The 20,236-nt window shown below is 62.9% G+C and carries 24 protein-coding genes; 17 read left to right on the top strand and 7 right to left on the bottom strand.

Annotation, left to right across the window (positions count from 1 at the left end; all coding sequences use genetic code 11):
- Positions 1 to 22: 22 nt before the first annotated feature.
- From M1B35_RS24660 to M1B35_RS24645, 4 genes are all read left to right on the top strand, one after another.
- A complete protein-coding gene (locus M1B35_RS24660; protein WP_123330151.1) occupies positions 23 to 811 on the top strand; it encodes a ParA family protein in 789 nt (262 codons plus the stop codon).
- A gap of 84 nt (positions 812 to 895) precedes the next feature.
- Positions 896 to 1,945, top strand: coding sequence for a CheW domain-containing protein (locus tag M1B35_RS24655; protein ID WP_268263367.1), 1,050 nt, complete (start codon positions 896 to 898; stop codon positions 1,943 to 1,945).
- Positions 1,938 to 2,420: a chemotaxis protein CheW gene (locus M1B35_RS24650; RefSeq protein WP_007922496.1), complete on the top strand. Its 483-nt coding sequence runs from the start codon at positions 1,938 to 1,940 to the stop codon at positions 2,418 to 2,420. The genes M1B35_RS24655 and M1B35_RS24650 overlap by 8 nt, the downstream gene beginning before the upstream one ends.
- Positions 2,421 to 2,813, top strand: a complete 393-nt coding sequence (locus M1B35_RS24645) for a DUF2802 domain-containing protein (RefSeq protein WP_123330155.1) — start codon at positions 2,421 to 2,423, stop codon at positions 2,811 to 2,813. It begins immediately after the preceding gene.
- 73 nt (positions 2,814 to 2,886) lie between these two features.
- Here M1B35_RS24645 and M1B35_RS24640 read toward each other — a convergent pair whose 3' ends face one another.
- Positions 2,887 to 3,213: an EscU/YscU/HrcU family type III secretion system export apparatus switch protein gene (locus tag M1B35_RS24640; RefSeq protein WP_123330157.1), complete on the bottom strand. Its 327-nt coding sequence runs from the start codon at positions 3,211 to 3,213 to the stop codon at positions 2,887 to 2,889.
- Complete coding sequence (gene fliK, locus M1B35_RS24635) at positions 3,210 to 4,781, bottom strand: flagellar hook-length control protein FliK (RefSeq protein WP_268263366.1); 1,572 nt, start codon at positions 4,779 to 4,781, stop codon at positions 3,210 to 3,212. Before fliK ends, M1B35_RS24640 begins: the two co-directional genes overlap by 4 nt.
- Before the next feature lie 249 nt (positions 4,782 to 5,030).
- Between fliK and ccmA the strand changes: the two genes are divergently transcribed.
- The 11 genes from ccmA (at position 5,031) to M1B35_RS24580 (ending at position 13,601) form a co-directional block, all read left to right on the top strand.
- Positions 5,031 to 5,612: a cytochrome c biogenesis heme-transporting ATPase CcmA gene (ccmA, locus tag M1B35_RS24630; RefSeq protein ID WP_259740359.1), complete on the top strand. Its 582-nt coding sequence runs from the start codon at positions 5,031 to 5,033 to the stop codon at positions 5,610 to 5,612.
- Entirely contained in the window at positions 5,609 to 6,277 is a 669-nt protein-coding gene (ccmB, locus tag M1B35_RS24625) for a heme exporter protein CcmB (RefSeq protein WP_123330163.1), read from the top strand. Before ccmA ends, ccmB begins: the two co-directional genes overlap by 4 nt.
- 96 nt (positions 6,278 to 6,373) lie before the next feature.
- Complete coding sequence (locus M1B35_RS24620; RefSeq protein ID WP_123330165.1) at positions 6,374 to 7,129, top strand: heme ABC transporter permease; 756 nt, start codon at positions 6,374 to 6,376, stop codon at positions 7,127 to 7,129.
- Positions 7,126 to 7,302 (top strand): heme exporter protein CcmD, encoded by a 177-nt coding sequence (ccmD, locus tag M1B35_RS24615; protein ID WP_123330167.1) that lies wholly within the window; start codon positions 7,126 to 7,128, stop codon positions 7,300 to 7,302. Before M1B35_RS24620 ends, ccmD begins: the two co-directional genes overlap by 4 nt.
- Complete coding sequence (gene ccmE, locus M1B35_RS24610) at positions 7,299 to 7,754, top strand: cytochrome c maturation protein CcmE (RefSeq protein WP_123330169.1); 456 nt, start codon at positions 7,299 to 7,301, stop codon at positions 7,752 to 7,754. Before ccmD ends, ccmE begins: the two co-directional genes overlap by 4 nt.
- 3 nt (positions 7,755 to 7,757) lie before the next feature.
- Positions 7,758 to 9,746 carry a heme lyase CcmF/NrfE family subunit gene (locus M1B35_RS24605; RefSeq protein WP_123330171.1) on the top strand — a complete coding sequence of 663 codons (1,989 nt, stop codon included), beginning with the start codon at positions 7,758 to 7,760 and terminating at the stop codon, positions 9,744 to 9,746.
- Entirely contained in the window at positions 9,743 to 10,279 is a 537-nt protein-coding gene (locus tag M1B35_RS24600) for a DsbE family thiol:disulfide interchange protein (RefSeq protein ID WP_123330173.1), read from the top strand. The genes M1B35_RS24605 and M1B35_RS24600 overlap by 4 nt, the downstream gene beginning before the upstream one ends.
- Complete coding sequence (locus M1B35_RS24595) at positions 10,276 to 10,746, top strand: cytochrome c-type biogenesis protein (RefSeq protein WP_123330175.1); 471 nt, start codon at positions 10,276 to 10,278, stop codon at positions 10,744 to 10,746. The genes M1B35_RS24600 and M1B35_RS24595 overlap by 4 nt, the downstream gene beginning before the upstream one ends.
- Complete coding sequence (ccmI, locus tag M1B35_RS24590; protein WP_123330177.1) at positions 10,743 to 11,948, top strand: c-type cytochrome biogenesis protein CcmI; 1,206 nt, start codon at positions 10,743 to 10,745, stop codon at positions 11,946 to 11,948. The genes M1B35_RS24595 and ccmI overlap by 4 nt, the downstream gene beginning before the upstream one ends.
- A gap of 14 nt (positions 11,949 to 11,962) precedes the next feature.
- Positions 11,963 to 12,364, top strand: a complete 402-nt coding sequence (locus tag M1B35_RS24585; protein WP_268263365.1) for a hypothetical protein — start codon at positions 11,963 to 11,965, stop codon at positions 12,362 to 12,364.
- 106 nt (positions 12,365 to 12,470) lie between these two features.
- Positions 12,471 to 13,601, top strand: coding sequence for a hypothetical protein (locus M1B35_RS24580; protein ID WP_268263364.1), 1,131 nt, complete (start codon positions 12,471 to 12,473; stop codon positions 13,599 to 13,601).
- Positions 13,602 to 13,657: 56 nt separating this feature from the next.
- Here M1B35_RS24580 and M1B35_RS24575 read toward each other — a convergent pair whose 3' ends face one another.
- Positions 13,658 to 14,539, bottom strand: coding sequence for a LysR family transcriptional regulator (locus tag M1B35_RS24575; RefSeq protein ID WP_268263363.1), 882 nt, complete (start codon positions 14,537 to 14,539; stop codon positions 13,658 to 13,660).
- Between the two features lie 92 nt (positions 14,540 to 14,631).
- Positions 14,632 to 15,834, bottom strand: a complete 1,203-nt coding sequence (locus tag M1B35_RS24570) for an MFS transporter (RefSeq protein ID WP_123330186.1) — start codon at positions 15,832 to 15,834, stop codon at positions 14,632 to 14,634.
- Between the two features lie 257 nt (positions 15,835 to 16,091).
- Here M1B35_RS24570 and M1B35_RS24565 point away from each other — a divergent pair, with 257 nt between their 5' ends.
- Together M1B35_RS24565 and M1B35_RS24560 are read left to right on the top strand one after the other, a co-directional pair.
- Entirely contained in the window at positions 16,092 to 16,721 is a 630-nt protein-coding gene (locus M1B35_RS24565; RefSeq protein WP_268263362.1) for a DUF5666 domain-containing protein, read from the top strand.
- Between the two features lie 136 nt (positions 16,722 to 16,857).
- Positions 16,858 to 17,307 carry a RidA family protein gene (locus tag M1B35_RS24560; RefSeq protein WP_268263361.1) on the top strand — a complete coding sequence of 150 codons (450 nt, stop codon included), beginning with the start codon at positions 16,858 to 16,860 and terminating at the stop codon, positions 17,305 to 17,307.
- Positions 17,308 to 17,374: 67 nt separating this feature from the next.
- Here the strand turns inward: M1B35_RS24560 and M1B35_RS24555 are convergent, their stop codons facing one another.
- The 3 genes from M1B35_RS24555 to M1B35_RS24545 form a co-directional block, all read right to left on the bottom strand.
- A complete protein-coding gene (locus tag M1B35_RS24555; protein ID WP_268263360.1) occupies positions 17,375 to 18,376 on the bottom strand; it encodes a sulfate ABC transporter substrate-binding protein in 1,002 nt (333 codons plus the stop codon).
- Between the two features lie 90 nt (positions 18,377 to 18,466).
- Complete coding sequence (locus tag M1B35_RS24550; protein ID WP_268263359.1) at positions 18,467 to 19,291, bottom strand: ion transporter; 825 nt, start codon at positions 19,289 to 19,291, stop codon at positions 18,467 to 18,469.
- Positions 19,292 to 19,312: 21 nt separating this feature from the next.
- Entirely contained in the window at positions 19,313 to 20,233 is a 921-nt protein-coding gene (locus tag M1B35_RS24545; RefSeq protein ID WP_268263358.1) for an urea transporter, read from the bottom strand.
- Positions 20,234 to 20,236 lie beyond the last annotated feature (3 nt).

Raw genomic sequence — 20,236 nt, 5'->3', positions numbered from 1 at the left:
CCTGCCGGGAGGAACAATTCCAATGAGAGTCTGGGCAGTCGCCAATCAAAAGGGTGGTGTTGGTAAAACCACCAGTTCCATCGCTTTAGCCGGTTTGCTGGCTGAGGCGGGCAAGCGCGTGGTCATGGTCGACCTTGACCCCCACGGCTCCATGACCAGTTATTTTGGCTATGACCCCGACAGCCTTGAACACAGTTGCTATGACTTGTTCCTGCATCGCGGCAGCGTGCCCCAGGATCTGCCGGGGCAGTTGCTGCTGTCCACCAGCGACGAACGTATTTCCCTGCTGCCCTCCAGCACCGCCCTGGCGACTCTGGAGCGTCAGTCGCCCGGCCAGAGCGGCTTGGGCCTGGTGATCGCCAAGAGCCTGGCGCAGTTGTGGCAGGACTTCGATTACGCCGTGATCGACAGCCCGCCGTTGCTGGGCGTGCTGATGGTCAATGCCTTGGCGGCCAGCCAGCAGTTGGTGATCCCGGTGCAGACCGAGCACTTGGCGGTCAAGGGCCTGGAGCGCATGGTCAACACCCTGGCAATGATCAACCGCTCGCGTAAACAACCGCTGCCATTCAGCATCGTGCCCACCCTGTTCGACCGGCGGACCCAGGCGTCCCTGGGTACCCTGCGGGTGTTGCGCGACAAGTTTCCCGATGAGATCTGGCAGGGCTACATCCCGGTGGACACGCGCCTGCGGGATGCCAGCCGAGCTGGCCTCACGCCTTCGCAGTTCGACGGCAAGAGCCGCGGCATCCTGGCTTACCGCGCCTTGCTCAAACACCTGCTGGCCCAGCAGCTTGTGGCGCAGGTGGCCTGACGTGGTTCTTCACTCAAGTCTGTTGGTGCTCGTGCCGATAACCACCACAGGTCTCTGTGGCGGGGTTTTTTCGTGGGCATCCTTATGAACCGTCCTCTCGATACCAAGAGTCGGCCGCAGTTGGCCTTGCAGTCCTACCTGGATTCCTTGTTGCACGAGGCGACCGAGGAAGACTGGTCGCCTGCACCTGCACCTGCACCTGCACCTGCAACGGTGACGGAGCCGAGCCCGGTGCTCGATGAGTTCCAGCTGGCTGTGCTTGAAGAGCAGGCCCGGGATGCGGCCGCTGCCGCGCCGCGACCAAGCCCGGCGCCCCAGGCTTGCGCCCAGGTGCAAGCGCAGACGCAGCCCCAGGCTCCGGTGGATTTCGCTCCACCGCCAGAGGCGCCCGCGCCGCTGCTGCCTTCGCTGTTGCCGGTGGCACCGATGCCCGAGGTGCTGGCCGAGCCGGTAGCGCCGCCTGCTCCAGTGAAGCCTGTGCCGCAGGCGTTGATCGAGCCGGTGGTGGAAGTCCATCTGCCGCCCAGCAGCCCGCCGCCGGTGGTGCCGGGCAACGATCGCCCAAGCTGGGCTGCCGAACCCTTTGAATGCCTGCTGTTCGACGTCGCCGGCCTGACCCTGGCAGTGCCTCTGGTGTGCCTGGGTTCGATCTATTCCCTGGCCGGTCACGAGCTGACGCCGCTGTTCGGTCAGCCGGAATGGTTCCTCGGGATCCTGCCGAGCCAGGCCGGCAACCTCAAGGTGCTGGACACCGCACGCTGGGTCATGCCCGATCGCTATCGCGATGACTTCCGCCAGGGCCTGCAATACGTGATCTCGGTCCAGGGCTACGAGTGGGGGCTGGCGGTGCATCAGGTCAGCCGTTCGCTGCGCCTGGACCCCAATGAAATCAAATGGCGCAGCCATCGTGGTCAACGTCCGTGGCTGGCTGGCACAGTCATCGAACACATGTGTGCGTTGCTGGACGTGTCCGAACTGGCAGAGTTGATTGCCAGTGGCGGCGCGAAGCATATGGATATCAGTAAACCGCCCCGCGGCCGATATAAGTCAATAACAGGCCGCGCCTCCAGGGTGCGGCCCTACAGAACACACGCCGTTTTCAACGGTTATTTGAGGGGTCAGGGGTATGAATAAGTCGTCGTCTGCACAGAGTTCCGAAGATCCGATCCTGCAATGGGTAACCTTCAAGCTGGATAACGAGTCCTACGGCATCAACGTGATGCGCGTCCAGGAAGTCCTGCGCTACACCGAGATCGCTCCGGTACCCGGTGCGCCAAGCTACGTGCTGGGCATCATCAACCTGCGCGGCAACGTGGTCACTGTGATCGACACCCGCCAGCGCTTCGGCCTGGTGCCGACCGAGGTCAACGACAACACCCGTATCGTCATCATCGAAGCCGACAAGCAAGTGGTCGGGATCATGGTCGACAGCGTGGCGGAAGTGGTTTACCTGCGTCAGTCGGAAGTGGAAACCGCACCGAACGTGGGTAACGAAGAGTCGGCCAAGTTCATTCAAGGCGTCTGCAACAAGAACGGCGAGCTGCTGATTCTGGTCGAGCTGGACAAGATGATGAGCGAAGAAGAGTGGTCGGAACTGGAGAGTATCTGATTGATGCTTGAGGTGGCTGTCATCGTCCTGGCGATCCTGTGGATCGCCTCTGTCGCGTTCTTTTTGTCTTATGCCCGCAACCAGCGGCAGATTGCCGAGCAGCAAGCCCAGGGGGATGCGGTGCGTGACCAGCGCATCAAGGACCTGGCCAAGCGTGTCGACGACTACCAGAACGGTACGGTGCGCATGGGCGAGGACTTGCATGAGCTGCGCGCGGTGGTCGGGCCGTTGCCGGACAAACTGGCGCAGCTTGAGCAGCGTGATCCCTCCAGCCTGTCCTTTGCCCAGGCCGCACGTCTGGTGGGCATGGGCGCCAGCATCGATGAGCTGACCCAGTCCTGCGGCCTGACCCAGGCCGAGGCGGAGCTCATGAGTAAGTTGCATAAAGGCTAGTGGCGAGCGGCAAGTTTTTAGCTTCAAGCTTCAAGCTTCAAGCTTGCCGCTTACAACTTGCCGCTGCTCTTCCCTAATAATCGTCCCCGCGTTCGGTGACGTCCTTCTCTTGCTGCGCCACTCGTGGGTCATGCCCCACTGGAAACTTGCCCTTGAGGTTCCAGGCGAACGCAATGATCTCGGCGATGGTCAGGTACAGCTCCGGCGGAATGCTGTCCCCTAGTTCCAGGCGCGCCAACAACCGCACCAACTCGGCGTTTTCATAGATCGGCACTTCATAGTCGCGGGCGATTTTCAGGATGGCTTCCGCCAGCTCGTCGTCGCCTTTGGCGGTCAGGGTTGGGGCTTGCTGGCCGTCGTACTTGAGGGCGATGGCCTGGCGGGGTGTGTGAGTGCTCATGCGGTTTCGTCGACCCAGCGTTGTTCCAGTCGGGTTTGCGGGCCCTGGGGTGGGCTGCCGAGGTGGCAGTCCAGGTCGCCCACGTTCAGGCCGGCCGCCAGCAGGCGCTCGCGCAGGCGGCCCAGGTGGCTTTCGATCAGGCTCGCGGTGTAGGGCTGTTCGGCCCAGAGCTGGCTGGACAGGCGGCCCTGAATCAGTTGCGCCTGTACTTGCAGCGGGCCCAGGGGATCCAGGTCAAAGGCCAGTTCCACCCGCCACAGGGGCTGCTTGGCTTCCTTCTCTTCGCGCTTGTCTTGGGGCTCTGGTTCCGCCGGCTCCTCGCGCTGCAACTTGACCTGTAAGGGCACGATGTCTTGCAGGTTGCGCATGGGGATTTCCAACTGCCAGGTGGTTTGCAGGCGGCCATCGTCGGTCAGGCCACTTTGTTCCAGGCTCGCCAATTGATGGCTTTGCAGGCGCGACACGGCCGCTGCGGCCAGGCGCAGCAGGTGCTCCAGGTCGCCTTCGCCGTCCTGACTCTGGAGCAGCCGAGAGGGCAGGGGGAAGCCGCCGGGCGTCGGTTTGGCGCTGACCTGGCCCAAGGTGCCCAAGGCGCTGCGGACAAAACTCGGCAAGGCCTGGGCCAGGGTATTGGCGGCGATCAGCGCATTGAAGTTGCTATTGGCCGGCAACCCCGGCGCCAGTTGGGCGATCAGTCGCAGCAGGTTGCCTTTGAGGTCCGGCGTCAGGGCCGGGTTATCACCGCCCAGCAAGCGCGACTCAAGAAAGGCACCGCTGTTGGCCAGGGCCAGGGCCAGGCCTTTGGGATTGCTCAATTGCTGCAGGTCCGGCAGCCCAGCCAAGAGTTTATCCACCGCCGCCCGAAGGTCGGTGGACGTAGCGTCCGTCCTTGGCAGGTTCTGCAAGGCACTGATCAGCCCGCTCAGAGAGGCTTGGCGATTCTGCTGGGTGGCCAGTTGCTGGGCCACGGCCAATTGATCCTGGCGACCACTCAAGGGTACGAAACGCAAGGTCTGGGAGTCTTCGACCAAGGCACTCAGCAGGCTGCCGATGCGCAGCGGCGTGGGGCTTTCGAGGCTCAGGGTGCTGCCGCTCTGTGCGGTGTTGAGCAGGCTCACCAGAGAGCGGTAGATCACCGGTTGGCCGGGGCCCTGGGGCAGCACCTGGCTGGTCAGGACCTTGCCTTGCAGCAAGGTCCCGGCAGGCAGTTGTGCCGTGTCGAGGCGGGTCAGGGTGGCAACGCTGGAGGCCAGGGCCTGTTGTACGGTGATTGCCAGGTTGCCGGCCGAGGGCTGGCTCACCGCCAGGCTGGTGCCTTGGGGCAGAGGCTGGCTGCTGGTGGCCTGCAAGGTGGTCTGCTTGCCGTTGTCGAGGGTGACCTTGAGCAAGAGCTGAAAGGCCTGGTCCGATTGCTTCAGTGACAGCACTTCCGCCTTGGCGGTCTGGCCGGCGGCGATCAGGCCTTCCAGGGGCTGGGCCAGCTTCAGCAACTCTCCAGCGAGGCTCGACAGGCGGGCGCTGGCGGGCGTCAGCTGGGGCAATAGAGGGATGTTGATTTCACCTGACATCTGGACACAACCTGAGGAAATAAGCCCTCTTTAGAGTAGGGCATCGCATGTATAATGCCGCCCGTCTTCCGGGCAGTGGTGAAAACATTGCAAATGTTTGACGCAGCTCTCTAGAACAGGCCGCGAATGCATTTATTCTGCATCCCTTTAACGGCCGCTCCACTGCCGACTTGAACTGTAAAGGCCCGCCATCACTTGACCAGTCCTCTTCTAGAAGCCGTAGCGCTTGCCTGTGAGCGAGACTGGCGGATGCTCTTCGAACACCTCGATTTGCGTCTGGCGCCAGGCGACATGTTGCAGATCAGCGGGCCCAACGGCAGCGGCAAAACCAGCCTGTTGCGACTGCTGGCCGGGTTGATGCAACCGACCAGCGGCGAAGTCTTGCTCAATGGCCAACCCTTGCACACCCAGCGCAGTGAACTGGCGCGCAATTTGTTGTGGATCGGCCATGCCGCCGGGATCAAGGATTTGCTCACGGCTGAAGAGAACCTCAGCTGGCTTTGCGCCCTGCACCAGCCCGCCAGCCGCGACGCCATCTGGCAGGCCTTGGCCGCGGTGGGCTTGCGCGGCTTTGAAGATGTCCCTTGCCATACCCTGTCCGCCGGCCAGCAACGCCGCGTAGCCCTGGCCCGTTTGTACCTGGACGGCCCGCCGCTGTGGATCCTCGACGAACCCTTCACCGCCCTCGACAAGCAGGGCGTCGCCCAATTGGAAGCGCACCTGGCCGAGCACTGTGAGCGCGGCGGCATGGTGCTGCTGACCACCCACCACAGCCTGACGCGCATGCCGAGCGGTTATCGCGACATCGACCTGGGGCGTTGGGCCGTATGACTGTCTTTGCCTTGTTGGTCGCCCGTGAAGCGCGGCTGTTGTTCCGTCGTCCGGCAGAGTTGGCCAACCCGTTGGTGTTCTTTGCCATTGTTGTCTCACTGTTCCCACTGGCGGTGGGACCTGAGACACAATTGTTGCAAACCTTGTCTCCTGGGCTGGTTTGGGTGGCGGCTTTGTTATCCGTACTACTCTCGCTGGACGGGCTTTTTCGCAGTGATTTTGAAGACGGATCCCTTGAACAGTGGGTCCTTTCGTCGCACCCCCTGCCTCTTCTGGTCTTGGCCAAGGTGCTGGCACACTGGGCTTTTTCCGGGCTGGCACTGGTATTGCTAGCCCCCTTGCTGGCGTTGATGCTCGGCTTGCCCAGCGCCTGCCTGCCGGCGCTGTTGTTGTCCCTGTTGCTGGGCACGCCGGTGCTGAGCCTGCTGGGCGCAGTAGGCGCGGCGTTGACGGTGGGCCTCAAGCGCGGCGGCCTGTTGTTGGCGCTGCTGATTTTGCCGCTGTACATCCCGGTACTGATTCTCGGCAGTGGCGCCTTGCAGGCGGCGTTGCAGGGCATGCCGGCGACCGGTTATCTGCTGTGGCTTGGGAGCCTGACCGCCCTGGCAGTGACCCTGACACCCTTTGCAATAGCTGCTGGCCTGAAGATCAGCGTCGGCGAATAATAATGAGGTCTGATTATTTTTTGATCACTTTCTCTGACCCAGAAAAAGACCCTGGCTTTTCGTAACAACGAGAAGCAACCGTGATGGAAACAGCAAATGAACTGGACCTGGTTTCATAAGCTCGGCTCGCCCAAATGGTTTTACGCCATCAGCGGCAAGCTGCTGCCCTGGCTGAGCATTGCCGCTCTGTTGTTGATCGGTGTGGGGGTGGTATGGGGCCTGGCCTTTGCCCCGCCGGATTACCAGCAGGGCAATAGCTTCCGCATCATCTACATCCATGTGCCGGCGGCCATGCTGGCCCAGTCCTGCTACGTGATGCTGGCCGTGTGCGGGGTGGTGGGCTTGGTGTGGAAAATGAAACTGGCCGACGTCGCCCTGCAGTGCGCAGCACCGATCGGCGCCTGGATGACCGCCGTGGCCCTGGTCACCGGTGCCATCTGGGGCAAGCCGACCTGGGGTTCGTGGTGGGTCTGGGATGCCCGACTGACGTCTATGCTGATCCTGCTGTTTCTGTACTTCGGTCTTATTGCGCTGGGCTACGCCATCCGCAATCGTGACAGTGCCGCCAAGGCCTGTGCGGTGCTGGCCATTGTCGGGGTGATTAACATCCCGATCATCAAGTACTCGGTGGAGTGGTGGAACACCCTGCACCAGGGCGCGACCTTCACCCTGACGGAAAAACCCGCCATGCCGGTGGAAATGTGGTTGCCGCTGCTGCTGACGGTGCTCGGCTTCTACTGCTTCTTCGGCGCCGTCTTGTTGTTGCGCATGCGCCTTGAGGTCCTCAAGCGCGAAGCCAGGGCCAGTTGGGTCAAGGCCGAGGTCGAGAGCAGCCTGGAGGCCGCACGATGAGTTTTGCATCCTTCGGCGAGTTTCTCGCCATGGGCCATCACGGCCTGTATGTCTGGACGGCCTACGGCCTGTGCCTGGCGGTCCTGGCTCTGAACGTGGCGCTGCCGATCCTGGCCCGCAAGCGCTATCTGCAACAAGAGGCGCGTCGTTTGCGCCGGGAGAACGGTAAGTGAATCCGCTGCGTAAAAAGCGTCTTTTGATCATCCTGGCGATCCTGCTGGGCGTCGGGCTCGCAGTGGGCCTGGCCCTCAGCGCACTGAAGGAAAACATCAACCTGTTCTACACCCCGACTCAGATCGCCAACGGTGAAGCACCGCTGGACACGCGTATCCGCGCCGGCGGCATGGTGGAAGCCGGCTCCCTGCAGCGCTCCGCCGACTCCCTGGACGTCAAGTTCGTGGTCACCGACTTCAACAAGTCCGTGACCATCACCTACCGCGGCATCCTTCCGGACCTGTTCCGCGAAGGGCAGGGTATCGTCGCCCTCGGCAAGCTCAACGCCGACGGCGTGGTGGTGGCCGACGAGGTACTGGCCAAACACGACGAGAAGTACATGCCGCCGGAAGTGACCAAGGCCCTGAAAGACAGCGGCCAGTCGGCGCCGACACCAGCCAAAGAGGGTTAACCCATGACGTCCGGCATCTTTATTCCCGAGCTGGGGCATCTGGCGATGATCCTGGCGCTGTGCTTTGCCCTGGTCCAGGCGGTGTTGCCGCTGCTGGGCGCCTGGCGTGGCGACCGTCTGTGGATGAGCCTGGCCCAGCCGGCCGCCTGGGGGCAGTTCGCCTTTCTGGCGTTCGCCTTCGGCTGCCTGACCTACGCCTTTATGGTCGACGATTTCTCGGTGGCCTATGTGGCCAGCAACTCCAACAGCGCCTTGCCCTGGTACTACAAGTTCAGTGCAGTGTGGGGTGCCCACGAAGGTTCGCTGCTGCTCTGGGCCTTGATCCTCGGTGGCTGGACCTTCGCGGTGTCGGTGTTCTCCCGGCAACTGCCGCAAGTGATGCTGGCCCGGGTGCTGGCCGTGATGGGCATGATCAGCACCGGCTTCCTGCTGTTCCTGATCCTGACTTCCAACCCCTTTGAACGGATTCTGCCGCAGATCCCGACAGACGGCCGCGACCTCAACCCGCTGCTGCAGGACATCGGCCTGATCGTTCACCCGCCGATGCTCTACATGGGCTACGTCGGTTTTTCGGTGGCCTTCGCCTTTGCCATCGCCGCCTTGCTCGGCGGTCGCCTCGACGCTGCCTGGGCTCGCTGGTCGCGGCCCTGGACCATCGTTGCCTGGGCCTTCCTCGGCATCGGCATCACCCTAGGTTCCTGGTGGGCCTACTACGAACTGGGCTGGGGCGGCTGGTGGTTCTGGGATCCGGTGGAAAACGCTTCCTTTATGCCCTGGCTGGTGGGCACGGCGCTGATTCACTCCCTGGCGGTCACGGAAAAACGTGGTGTATTCAAGAGTTGGACCGTGCTGCTGGCCATTGCGGCCTTTTCCTTGAGCTTGCTGGGGACCTTCCTGGTGCGCTCCGGGGTGCTGACGTCGGTGCACGCTTTTGCCTCGGACCCCGAGCGCGGCGTGTTCATCCTGATCTTCCTGTTGTTTGTGGTCGGCGGCTCGCTGACCCTGTTCGCCTTGCGCGCACCGGTGGTCAAGAGCCACGTGGGCTTCAACCTGTGGTCGCGGGAAACCCTGCTGCTGGGCAACAACCTGGTGCTGGTGGTGGCGGCCTCGATGATCCTGCTCGGGACCTTGTACCCGCTGGTGCTGGACGCTCTGAGCGGGGCCAAGCTGTCGGTGGGCCCGCCGTACTTCAACGCCTTGTTCATTCCGCTGATGGCGTTGTTGATGGTGGTGATGGCCGTGGGCGTGCTGGTGCGCTGGAAAGATACCCCGGTGAAATGGCTGGTGGGCATGCTGACCCCGGTCCTGCTGGGCAGCGCCGCCTTGGCAGTGGTGGCCGGCATCGCATACGGCGACTTCAACTGGGCGGTGCTGGCGACCTTTATGCTGGCGGCCTGGGTGCTGTTGGCCGGGGTGCGCGACATCTTCGACAAGACCCGCCACAAAGGCCTGATCAAGGGCCTGCCGAGCCTGACCCGCAGCTACTGGGGCATGCAGCTGGCGCATTTGGGGATCGCGGTCTGTGCCCTGGGCGTGGTGCTGTCGAGCCAGAACAGCGCCGAGCGCGACTTGCGCCTGGAGCCGGGGGAGTCCATGGACCTGGCCGGTTACCACTTCATCTTCGAGGGTGCCAAGCACTTTGAAGGGCCTAACTTCACCTCCGACAAAGGCACCGTACGGGTGGTGCGCAATGGTCAGGAAGTGGCGGTGCTGCACCCCGAGAAGCGTTTGTACACGGTGCAGAATTCGATGATGACCGAAGCCGGGATCGACGCCGGTTTCACCCGTGACCTGTATGTGGCCCTGGGCGAGTCCCTAGGGGACGGCGCCTGGGCGGTGCGGGTACACGTCAAGCCGTTCGTGCGCTGGATCTGGTTCGGTGGCCTGCTCACCGGTTTTGGTGGCTTGCTGGCGGCCCTGGATCGGCGCTATCGGGTCAAGGTGAAAAGCCGCGTGCGGGAAGCACTGGGCATGGAAGGAGCCGCTGCATGAGACGTTGGATGATGGTACTGCCCCTGGCGTTGTTTCTGCTGATGGCGGTGTTTCTGTACCGGGGCCTGTATCTGGACCCAGCCGAGCTGCCCTCGGCAATGATCGACAAGCCGTTCCCGGAGTTCTCCCTGCCTTCGGTGCAGGGCGACAAGACCTTGACCCGTGCCGACTTGCTGGGCAAACCAGCGCTGGTCAACGTTTGGGGCACCTGGTGCATTTCCTGCCGGGTCGAGCACCCGGTGCTGAACAAGCTGGCCGAAAAGGGCGTGGTCATCTACGGCATCAACTATAAGGACGTGAACGCCGACGCCTTGAAGTGGCTGGCCGAGTTCCATAACCCTTACCAGCTGGATATCCGCGACGAGGAGGGCTCCCTGGGTCTCAACCTCGGGGTCTACGGCGCTCCGGAAACCTTCTTCGTCGACGCCAAGGGCATCATCCGCGACAAATACGTCGGAGTGATTGACGAGGTGGTCTGGCGTGAAAAGCTCGCAGCCAAGTACCAGGCCCTGGTGGATGAGGCCAAGCCATGAAGCGTTGGTTGGCTGCCGCCGTCTTGAGCCTGGGCCTGGTCGGCCTGGCCCAGGCGGCTATCGACACCTATGAGTTCGCCACGGACGCCGAGCGTGCACGGTTTCGTGAGTTGACCAAGGAACTGCGGTGCCCCAAGTGCCAGAACCAGGACATTGCCGACTCCAATGCGCCGATCGCCGCTGACCTGCGCAAAGAGATCTTCCGCATGCTTGGCGAGGGCAAGGACAACCAGCAGATCATCGACTTCATGGTGGACCGCTATGGCGACTTCGTTCGCTACAAGCCGGCCCTCACCGGAAAAACCGCCTTGCTCTGGTTCGGTCCCGCCGGCCTGTTGCTGGGCGGTGTGCTGATCATTGCCGTGATCGTCCGGCGTCGGCGCGTTGAGCGCAGCGACAGCCCGAACACGCTTTCTGTCGACGAGCGCCAGCGCCTCGACCAACTGTTGGAAAAAGACCGCGAATGATTGATTTCTGGCTTGCTGCAGGCCTGCTGCTCCTGGTGGCCCTGAGTTTTCTGTTGATCCCCATCTTGCGTGTACGCCGTGCCCAGCGTGAAGAGGATCGTACCGCGCTCAACGTGGCGCTTTATCAAGAACGCGTGGCCGAGTTGCAGGGCCAGCAGGCCGAGGGCGTGCTGAATGCCGAGCAGATGGACAGTGGCCGTGCCGAAGCGGCGCGCGAGTTGCTGGCCGATACCGAAGGCTTGGCGCCGGCCCGGGTGTCCCGATTGGGCAAACCCTTGCCGCTGCTGGCGGCGATTTTGGTGCCGGTGCTGGGCCTGGGTTTGTACCTGCATTTTGGTGCCAGCGACAAAGTCGAGCTGACCCGGGAATTTGCCCAGGCGCCGCAGTCCATGGAGGAGATGACCCGCCGCCTGGAGCGCGCCGTGGCCGCGCAACCGGATTCCGCCGAGGGCTTGTACTTCCTCGGGCGGACCTACATGGCCCAGGACCGTCCAGCGGACGCGGCGAAGATCTTCGAACGCACTGTGGCCCTGGCCGGGCGTCAGCCGGAGCTGTTGGGGCAGTGGGCCCAGGCCCAGTACTTTGCCGATAACAAGCAATGGTCGGACAAGGTCCAGGCCCTGACCGACGAAGCCCTGAAGGCGGATCCCAAGGAAGTCACCAGTCTCGGCCTGCTGGGCATCGCCGCCTTCGAAGGGCAGCGTTATCAGGAGGCCATTGATTACTGGACGCGCCTGCTGGCCCAGCTGCCGGCGGACGATAATTCCCGTGCAGCCCTGCAAGGCGGCATCGAGCGGGCCAGCGAGAAGCTGGTGGCCAACGGCGGCAAGGTCGCCCAGGCACCGGTGGCCACTGCCAAGGCGGCATTGCTCAAGGTGCGGGTCGACCTGGCGGCGGAGCTCAAGGCCAAGGTCCAACCGGGTGATAGCGTGTTTATCTTCGCCCGCGCCACTCAGGGGCCGCCCGCGCCATTGGCGGCCAAGCGCCTGACCGTGGCCGACCTGCCGGCCACCGTCGAATTGGGTGATGCCGACGCGATGATGCCGCAGTTGAAACTGTCGAACTTCCCTGAAGTCCAACTGGTTGCTCGGGTATCCCGCGCCGGCCAACCGACCGCCGGTGAGTGGGTAGGGCGCAGCAAGCCCCTGGCCAGCAGCACCACCGCGCAACAGCAATTGACCATCGACAGCCCTGACCAATAAGCCGAGAAGCCGCCATGACCGCCATCACTCGTATCACCCTGTTGTCACTGGTCCTGGGGTTGAGTGCATGTTCGGTCCAGCGGCCGGTGCAAACCACCTCCGAACCCATTCCGCCTTCGGTCCCCAGCAGCCGGCCCCAGCCCTCCACCGCGCCCGGCACGCCGGCGACGCCCAACCGTCCAGCCAAGCCCGTGCCACGCACGTCCGCCAGCTTTGCCCCACCGCCTGGCGGCAATAGCCATTGGGACGGGCGCCTGGGCGTCTACGTGCTGGACGGCCAGAGCAATACCTTCTATCGCCAGCGCACCTATTACCGCTGGAACAACGGTTGGAGCCGCTCCATCAGCCCGGACGGCCCTTGGGAAGAGACCGACGTCCATGGTGTCCCCTCAGGCTTGGGTCGACAGTTCAAATAAGTGACGGCTGTCGCCCCGTCTGGTGACGATAGTGCTCATTGTTCAAGCACTTAGCCCGCTGGCCGATACAGCGGGATGTCCCTGAGCATCGTTGTCTGAGCACCTGATGAAGAAAAAACCCAACAAGGCGTATTTGGCGCGAATGCTGATTGCGCTGTATGTGTGCCTGTTTTTTGTTGTTTTGTACTACCTGGGCGGTATCGAGGCCCCCGGCCTGATCTACCTGTCGCTGGAGCCCTTGTGCCTGGTGGCGTTGTTCGCCTTTATCTATTACCTGTTTTGCTGGTTGTTCATCGCCTGCCGCCCACGGGACGAAGTGTGGTGGAAGCGGGTCGATTACGTCTGGCTGCTGTTCGCCTCTTTGGCGTTGATCGGGCAGACCCAGGTCGTGCGCACGTCCTGGTTCGAGTCGGACCACACGCTGGCGCAGGGCGCCTACCAGTCCATTGAAAAAAGCCTCAAGGCGCAGATCAACGACTTGCTGAGCCCTGAGTCGTGTGCGTCGGCCGCGACGCGTTACGAGCCCGCCGATGCCGAGCAGGTCGGCCGCCTGTGCGAGCGTTATGCAGGCTTGGCCCGACCGCTGTCGGAGCTTGCGGTTCTCAAGGTGCTCGCAGATCTGCCAGGGATCGCTAGCGAGTACTCGGCCAAACCGGTGCAGGACTGGCTCACCGCGTTGCAGGACACCGAGAAGGAGCGTGAGTCACGGCGCACGCAGGTGGACAAGTTCGCGACCCTGATCCAACCCACCCGGTTCGAGACATTTTTCAGCTACTTCGCGCCCTTGCTGGTGGTGATCGCCCTGGCCTTGCGCGCATCCAAAGTCACCGGCGAGATCCAATTGAAGGCGCCGAAACAGCGTAAGTTCTGGCTCATCGTCAACCAGCGCGTCGTGGTGGACAGCCTCGGGTTTACCGATGTGGCGCGCAAGCGCTTCACCCACGCCCTGGGCAGTTGGCGCAAGGCCGACTGGGGCGTGGTGCACATGACCTGTGATTTCATTGCGTTGAACAGCGGGCGGGGCAGCAATGAGTTCGTCGCGCCGGGCTTCTGTGAAAGCGAGTTCCAACTGGCGCGCCTCGAAGACTTCGAGCATTGCGGGTTTGCTGAGTGGGCAGCCGGCCAGTCGATGGAGGTGCTTTATCTAGTGGGCGAGAACGACCCGGATTTGATCAAGCGGCTGCGCCAGTGGGGCGAGGAATCGAAGACCGAAGTGCTGATTCGCGAGCACATCTAGTCAGGTTGCTTTGTTGGTGAGTCTGCCCGCTCGTCAGGCGCGCGCCGGCAAGGCGCTCAGCGCCCCAGCAGTCCTTCGACGTAGTCGACAAAGGCCCGCGCCTTGGCGCTGGCCTGCCTTCCGGTGGGGAACACCGCCCAGAGTTTTTGCGGCGGCAGTTGCCAGTCCGTGAGCACTGCCCGAACGGTGCCATTGGCCAGCTCCGGGGCGAACATCCACTCTGAGGCCACGGCCAGCCCCTGATGGGCCAGCACCGCCGCACGCATGGCTTCTGCAGCATTGACCCGCACTCTGCCGGCGAGCCCCACCGACTGCTGTTCTTCACCGCGGGTGAAGGACCAGTGTGCGCCACCGCCCAGGCTGTAGACGATGGCCGGGTGCTGTGGCAACTGGCTGGGCGCTTCGGGCTCGCCGTGCCGGACAAAGTAGTCCGGGGTGGCCAGCAGTAGTCGACGACACTGGCTGATCTGGCGCGCGGTCAGCGCTGAATCCTCAAGGGTGCCCATGCGCAGGGCCACATCGATCCCCGCTTCCACCAGGTTGATGTTGCTGTCGTCCAGCACGATGTCGATGTCCAGTTCCGGATGCCGGTCCAGAAAGGGCCCCAGGTGCGGAACGATGTGCAGCCGGGCAAAGGTCACCGCGGCGCCGATGCGCAGGGTGCCGCGCAACCCGGCGGCCGAGCCCCGGGCGGCGCTCTCCGCTTCATCGGCTTCTTCCAGGGTGCGTTTGGCCCGTTCAAAAAACGCCAGGCCGGCTTCGGTTGGGGTCAGGCCGCGGGTGGAACGCAGCAACAGCCGCACGGCCAAGTGGGCTTCCAACTGTGCGATGCTTTTCGAAACGGCAGGCTGACCGATGTTCAAGCGCCGGGCAGCGGCGGAAAACGAGCCGGTTTCCAGCACCATGACGAAGGTCTCCATCGCGGCGAGGCGGTCCATGGGAAGTCCTTGAAGGGGCAGTGGGCGAGGGCACTTGTTGTACCCCCGCCGTGTGTGGCCGGCAACTGGCAATCCAGCTACAACCTTGTGGGTCAGGCGTGGGCGTTGCGCTCGCGTACCGCCAGGAAGCGCAACAAGGCCAGCAGTGGAAACAGGCTGCCCACCAGCATGATTCCCAGCCAGCCGCCACGTTCGTAGACCGCGCTGGCGATGGACGAGCCGAAGGCGCCGCCGATAAAGATGCTGGTCATGTACAGCGCGTTGAGGCGGCTGCGACTCTGGGCGTCCAGGGCGTAGACCGCACGTTGGCCGAGCACCATGTTCATCTGCACACAGAAGTCCAGGACCACGCCGCTCACTGCCAGGCCGATCACGCTGTAGGCCGGATGCACCAGGCCCGGAAGAAAGCTCAAGGCAGCGAACAACATGGCCAGCAACGAGGCAATGCGGGTGTGGCCGGCATCCGCCAGACGGCCGCTGATGGGCGCGGCAATGGCGCCGATGGCACCCACCAGGGCGAAGATGGCGATCTGGGTCTGGGACAGGCCGTGATTGCGCGCCAACTCCAGAGGCGCGGCGGTCCAGAACAGGCTGAAGGCAGCGAACATGCAGCCCTGATAGAACGCCCGCTGGCGCAGTACTGGCTGTTGGCGCAGCAAGGTGCCCAGGGAGCGCAGCAACTGGCCGTAGCTGGCGCTGTGATCCGGTTGGCGCTTGGGCATGGTCAGGGCCAGCACCAGGCTGATGGCGGCCATCAACACAGCGGCGGCAATAAACATCGTGCGCCAGCCGAAGTGGTCGGCCACCACGCTGGACACCGGCCGCGCCAGGAGGATCCCCAGCAGCAGCCCGCCCATGATCCCGCCCACCACGCGGCCGCGAGATTCGGCTGGCGCCAGGTGGGCGGCCAGGGGAATGAGGATCTGCACCGACACCGAACTGAACCCGATCAGCAGCGAAACCAGGAGAAAGGCATTGGGTGTGGTGGTGAACGCGGCCCACAGCAGGCTGGCGATGGCCACCAGGGTGGTGGTGATCATCAGGCGACGGTTTTCCAGGAGGTCGCCCAGGGGCACCAGGAAAAACAGGCCCAGGGCGTAACCGATCTGGGTCAGGGACACGATCAGGCTGGCCAGGGTGCTGGACAGGCCGACATCCGGCGCAATCAACTCGATGATCGGCTGGGCGTAGTAGATGTTGGCAACAATGGCGCCGCAGCAAAAGGCAAACAGCAACACCATGCCTCGGGTCATTGTCGTGCTGGCAGCGTGCAGCGCTTGGGTGGTGGAAGTCATCGCGGTTCTCTTGGCGGCGAAAAGGATGTGGGCGAGGTTAAGAGGCGAGCCCATGGCGCGGTAGAGAGGGCAGGGCAATAGTATTTATTCCCGCTGGGAATAAATGCTCGGCGCGGGTCAAGCGGCGGGTTGAAGGGGCGACCGACGTCAGGCTCTGATGATACATTTACTTACATCTGCTTCGATAGCGTGCTTACGTTTTTCACGGCCTTCGGCGTGCCTGCCTTTGCACGCTGTCCTCAGAGGAAACCTGCCCCATGAATCGGTCTGTTCGTTGTCTGCTCAGGGGCGTTCAAGCCCTGTCTTTCATCACCTTGGCGGCCTTGGGCACGGCCCAGGCCCAGGACGCCCCGGGCATGCGCATGGGCGTGCGTGGGGAAATCACTGCGGTCAACGGTGACACGTTGCGGGTGCAGGCCAGCAGCGGTGAGAGCGCCACCATCCAATTGACGCCCCAGACCCAGGTGCGTGCCGTGACCTTGGCCAATATCGAGGACATCAAGCCCGGCAGCTACATCGGTTCGGCCGCTGTGCCCATGGCCGACGGCACCCTCAAGGCCCTGGAAGTCCATGTGTTCCCGCCGCAAATGGCCGGCACCGGTGAAGGGCATCGCCCGTTCGACCTGGTCAAAGGCAGCAGCATGACCAATGGCAGCGTTGGTGACTTGGTGGTGAGCAACGGCCGCACCCTGACTGTGAACTACAAGGGCGGCCAGCAGAAAATCCTGGTGCCGGACGATGTACCCATCGTCAATCTGACCCCAGGTGACCGTAGCCTGTTGAAGGCCGGGGTCAAGGTGGTCATGTTCGTGACCCAAAGTGCCGACGGTACCTTGACCGCGCAATCGATCTCGGCCGGCAAGGACGGGGTGACGCCGCCGATGTGACGGCTGGGCTGTGCACGTCTTTTACGGTGTAGGGATGTGTCGTTGCATTACCAAGTGTTGCGGTGATGGCCTTTCGATGGAACTCCGGGCGGGCTTGGTTTAGGGTTTTCTGTCGCCCTATAGGCCAGGAGGCTCCATGCAAAAATCCACGTTCAATCCGCCAAGTGTTTTCAACTCGCTGCAATATGGTTTCAGCCAGGCTGTCGAGGTGCGTGGCGGTCGGCGCTTGCTGCTGTCCGGTCAGGTCGGTGTCGACGAACACGAATCCACTGTCGGCCCCGGGCTGCGGGAGCAGACCGAACAGGCGTTTGACAATATCGAGCGGGTGCTGGCCCAGGCGGGCGGTGAACTGAGTCATGTGGTGATGCTGAGGATCTACATTGCCGAAGCGGCCCGCGACCAGCAGGAGTGGATCAGCCAAGTGCTGCTCCAGCGTTTTCCCAACGACCCTCCGGCCTCATCCTGGATCATCGTCAGTGGCTTGTCGTTACCCGAGTGGCTGATCGAGGTCGAGGCTGAAGCCATGTTGCCGGAGCGGCAACCGGCCCAGGAGGCGGCGCTGTTGAGCCCGGTGGTGGGCCTCTAGCCCTTGCGTCTCAAGCGGCAGGCATAAAAAAAGCGACCATCAAGGTCGCTTTTTTTTGTCACTGCGCTTACTTGGCGTCGCCGTAGATCTGGTCGAAGACCCCGCCATCATTGAAGTGGGTCTTTTGCACGCTGCGCCAGTCGCCGAAGGTTTTCTCCACCGAGAGGAAGTCGACTTTCGGGAAGCGGTCGGTGTACTTGGCCAGGACTTTCGGGTCCCGTGGGCGCAGGTAGTTGTTGGCGGCAATTTCCTGGCCTTCAGGCGACCACAGGTACTTCAGGTATTCCTCGGCAGCGGCGCGGGTGCCTTTCTTGTCCACCACTTTGTCGACCACTGAAACGGGCGGCTCGGCTTCGGCGGAGACGCTTGGGTAGATCACTTCGAACTGATCGCGACCAAACTCCCGGGCAATCATTTCCGCTTCGTTTTCGAAGGTCACCAGTACGTCGCCGATCTGGTTGGTCATGAAGGTAGTGGTGGCGGCGCGGCCGCCGGTATCCAGCACGGGCGCCTGCTTGAACAGCTTGCCGACAAAGGCCTTGGCCTTGTTCTCATCGCCGCCGTTCTTCAGCACATAACCCCAGGCCGAGAGGTAGGTGTAACGGCCGTTACCCGAGGTTTTCGGGTTGGGCACAATCACTTGCACGCCATCCTTGAGCAGGTCCGGCCAGTCTTTCAGGGCCTTGGGGTTGCCTTTGCGCACGATAAACACCGTGGCGGAGGTGAACGGCGCGCTGTTGTTCGGCAGGCGGGTGACCCAGTTGTCGGGCACCAGTTGGCCGTTGTCCACCAAGGCGTTGATGTCGGTCGCCATGTTCATGGTGATGATGTCGGCCGGCAGGCCATCGATCACTGAGCGCGCCTGTTTGCTGGAGCCGCCGAAGGACATCTGCAGGGTGATGTTCTCTTTGTGCTCGGCTTGCCAGTGTTTCTGGAAGGCCGCGTTGTAGTCCTTGTAGAAATCGCGCATCACGTCGTAGGAAACGTTCAACAGGGTCGGGGCCGCTTGGGCGACGCTGCCCAGGGCCAGGCCGGCGGCGAGGAGTGAGGCGCTAACGAGTTTTTTCACTGCACATTCCTTTTATTCGAGAGTGAAGGCAATTTGCCGCCGACTATAGCCGGGGCGCTATAGGTCTTTAAAGATTAAAAAGCACTTTGCTTATGCCGTTTTCTTGAACAGCGCATTGCCGCATCGAGAGCAGAACGCCGCCTGTTGTTCGTGGTTGTCTTTCTGGCACACCGGGCAGTCGTGCTTGAGCTGGCCACCGCGCATGGCATTGGCCAGTTCGGCGGTGAAAATCCCAGTGGGCACGGCGATGATCGAGTAACCGGTGATCATCACCATGGAGGAGATGATCTGCCCGAGGATGGTCTTGGGCACGATGTCGCCGTAACCGACGGTGGTCAGGGTGACGATGGCCCAGTAGATGCCCTTCGGAATACTGGTGAAGCCGTGTTCCGGGCCCTCGACCACGTACATCAGGGTGCCGAACACCGTGACCAGGGTGCAGACGCTGAGCAGGAACACCAGGATCTTCTGCTTGCTGCCGCGCAGGGCGTCCAGCAGGTAGTGGGCCTGTTTCAGGTAGGGGCCGAGCTTGAGCACACGGAAGATGCGCAGCATGCGGATCACCCGGATGATCAACAGGTACTGGGCGTCGCTGTAGTAGAGGGCGAGGATCCCGGGGACGATCGCCAGCAAGTCCACCAGCCCATAGAAGCTGAAGGCGTAGCGCAGGGGCTTGGGCGAGCAGTACAGGCGCAGGCCGTACTCGATGAGGAAGATCAGGGTGAAGCCCCATTCGATCGCCGCCAGCACCCCGGCGTAATTGCGATGCACCTCGTCGATGCTGTCGAGGATCACGATCACCAGGCTGGCGAGAATGATCAGCAACAGGCTGCTGTCGAAGCGTCGTCCGGCCACGGTGTCGGTCTGGAAAATCATCACATAGAGGCGTTGCCGCCAGGTGTCGCTGCTGTCCATTGGGCCTGCCTGAGTCGAAGATCAGCGAAGCCTAGGGGGATTGCCCCGGGTTGCGCAAGGCGCACTGTCACGGGCTGCTTGTTGCAGCACGCGGGCCCCGGCACGTGCCAGCCAGCAGGCGAGGATAAAAGGTGCGGTCAGGGTGGGCAGGCCCAGGCTGCTGAAGCCCGGGGTGACCAGCAATGCCAGGGCAATGCCCAGCAGTGGCAGCCAGGGGCGGCGGGTTACTTGGCTCAGGGCCAAGGCTGCCAGGGCGCTGTTGTACCCGCCCAGGCCCTGTAAGGCGCTGGCGTTTTCGTGGTGCAGCCAGGTGAATGCAAGGCCGGCCACGGAGCCCGCCAGGGCCCAGGTTGCGGCACGGCGGTTGGCCACCCATAAGCCGCTGGCAATCAAGGCGCCGGCCAGGGGCTGGTCGAGAAACATCACCTGGCCAATGCCCATGAAGACCGCCCCTAGCCAGTCGCCCGCGGCGGCGCTGACGGGTACCGCTGAGTAGGGCAAGGCTGGCTCGCTCAGGGTCAGCAGTAACCAGGCAAGCCCGACAAAGGGCGCGGTGTAGGCCGGCAGTTGGCTTGATGGGCGGGCCCGCTTGAGCCATTGCTGGGTGAGGATTGCGCTGAGGCCCGAGCTGGCGATGATCAGCGGCGGCAACAAGGGCGACCAGGGCAGTTGTTGGCTCAGCAGCAAGCCCAGCAGGATGCCGTTGTAACTGAACAGCCCGGCTTGCCGATGGGCCTTGGCATAGCCCCGGCACTGAGCGGTGAGCAGGCCGCCCAACGCGCCGAGCAGGGCTGCGCCCAGCAGCGTGGGAGCCGCCGTCAGGATGGCCAGCAAACACAGCAGGCCGAAAAAGGGGTGGCGTTGCAAAAACACTTGGCTGAAACCGTTGAGCAAGGCTTCGGCCCAGTCGGGGCAATGGTGGTTGAACGTCTTGGCGGGCATGTA

It is taken from the genome of Pseudomonas morbosilactucae (genome assembly GCF_023241665.1).
Taxonomy (GTDB): Bacteria; Pseudomonadota; Gammaproteobacteria; order Pseudomonadales; family Pseudomonadaceae; genus Aquipseudomonas; species Aquipseudomonas morbosilactucae.
The sequence above is the reverse complement of the archived record's forward strand: the minus strand, read 5'-3'. Positions and strand labels throughout refer to the sequence as shown.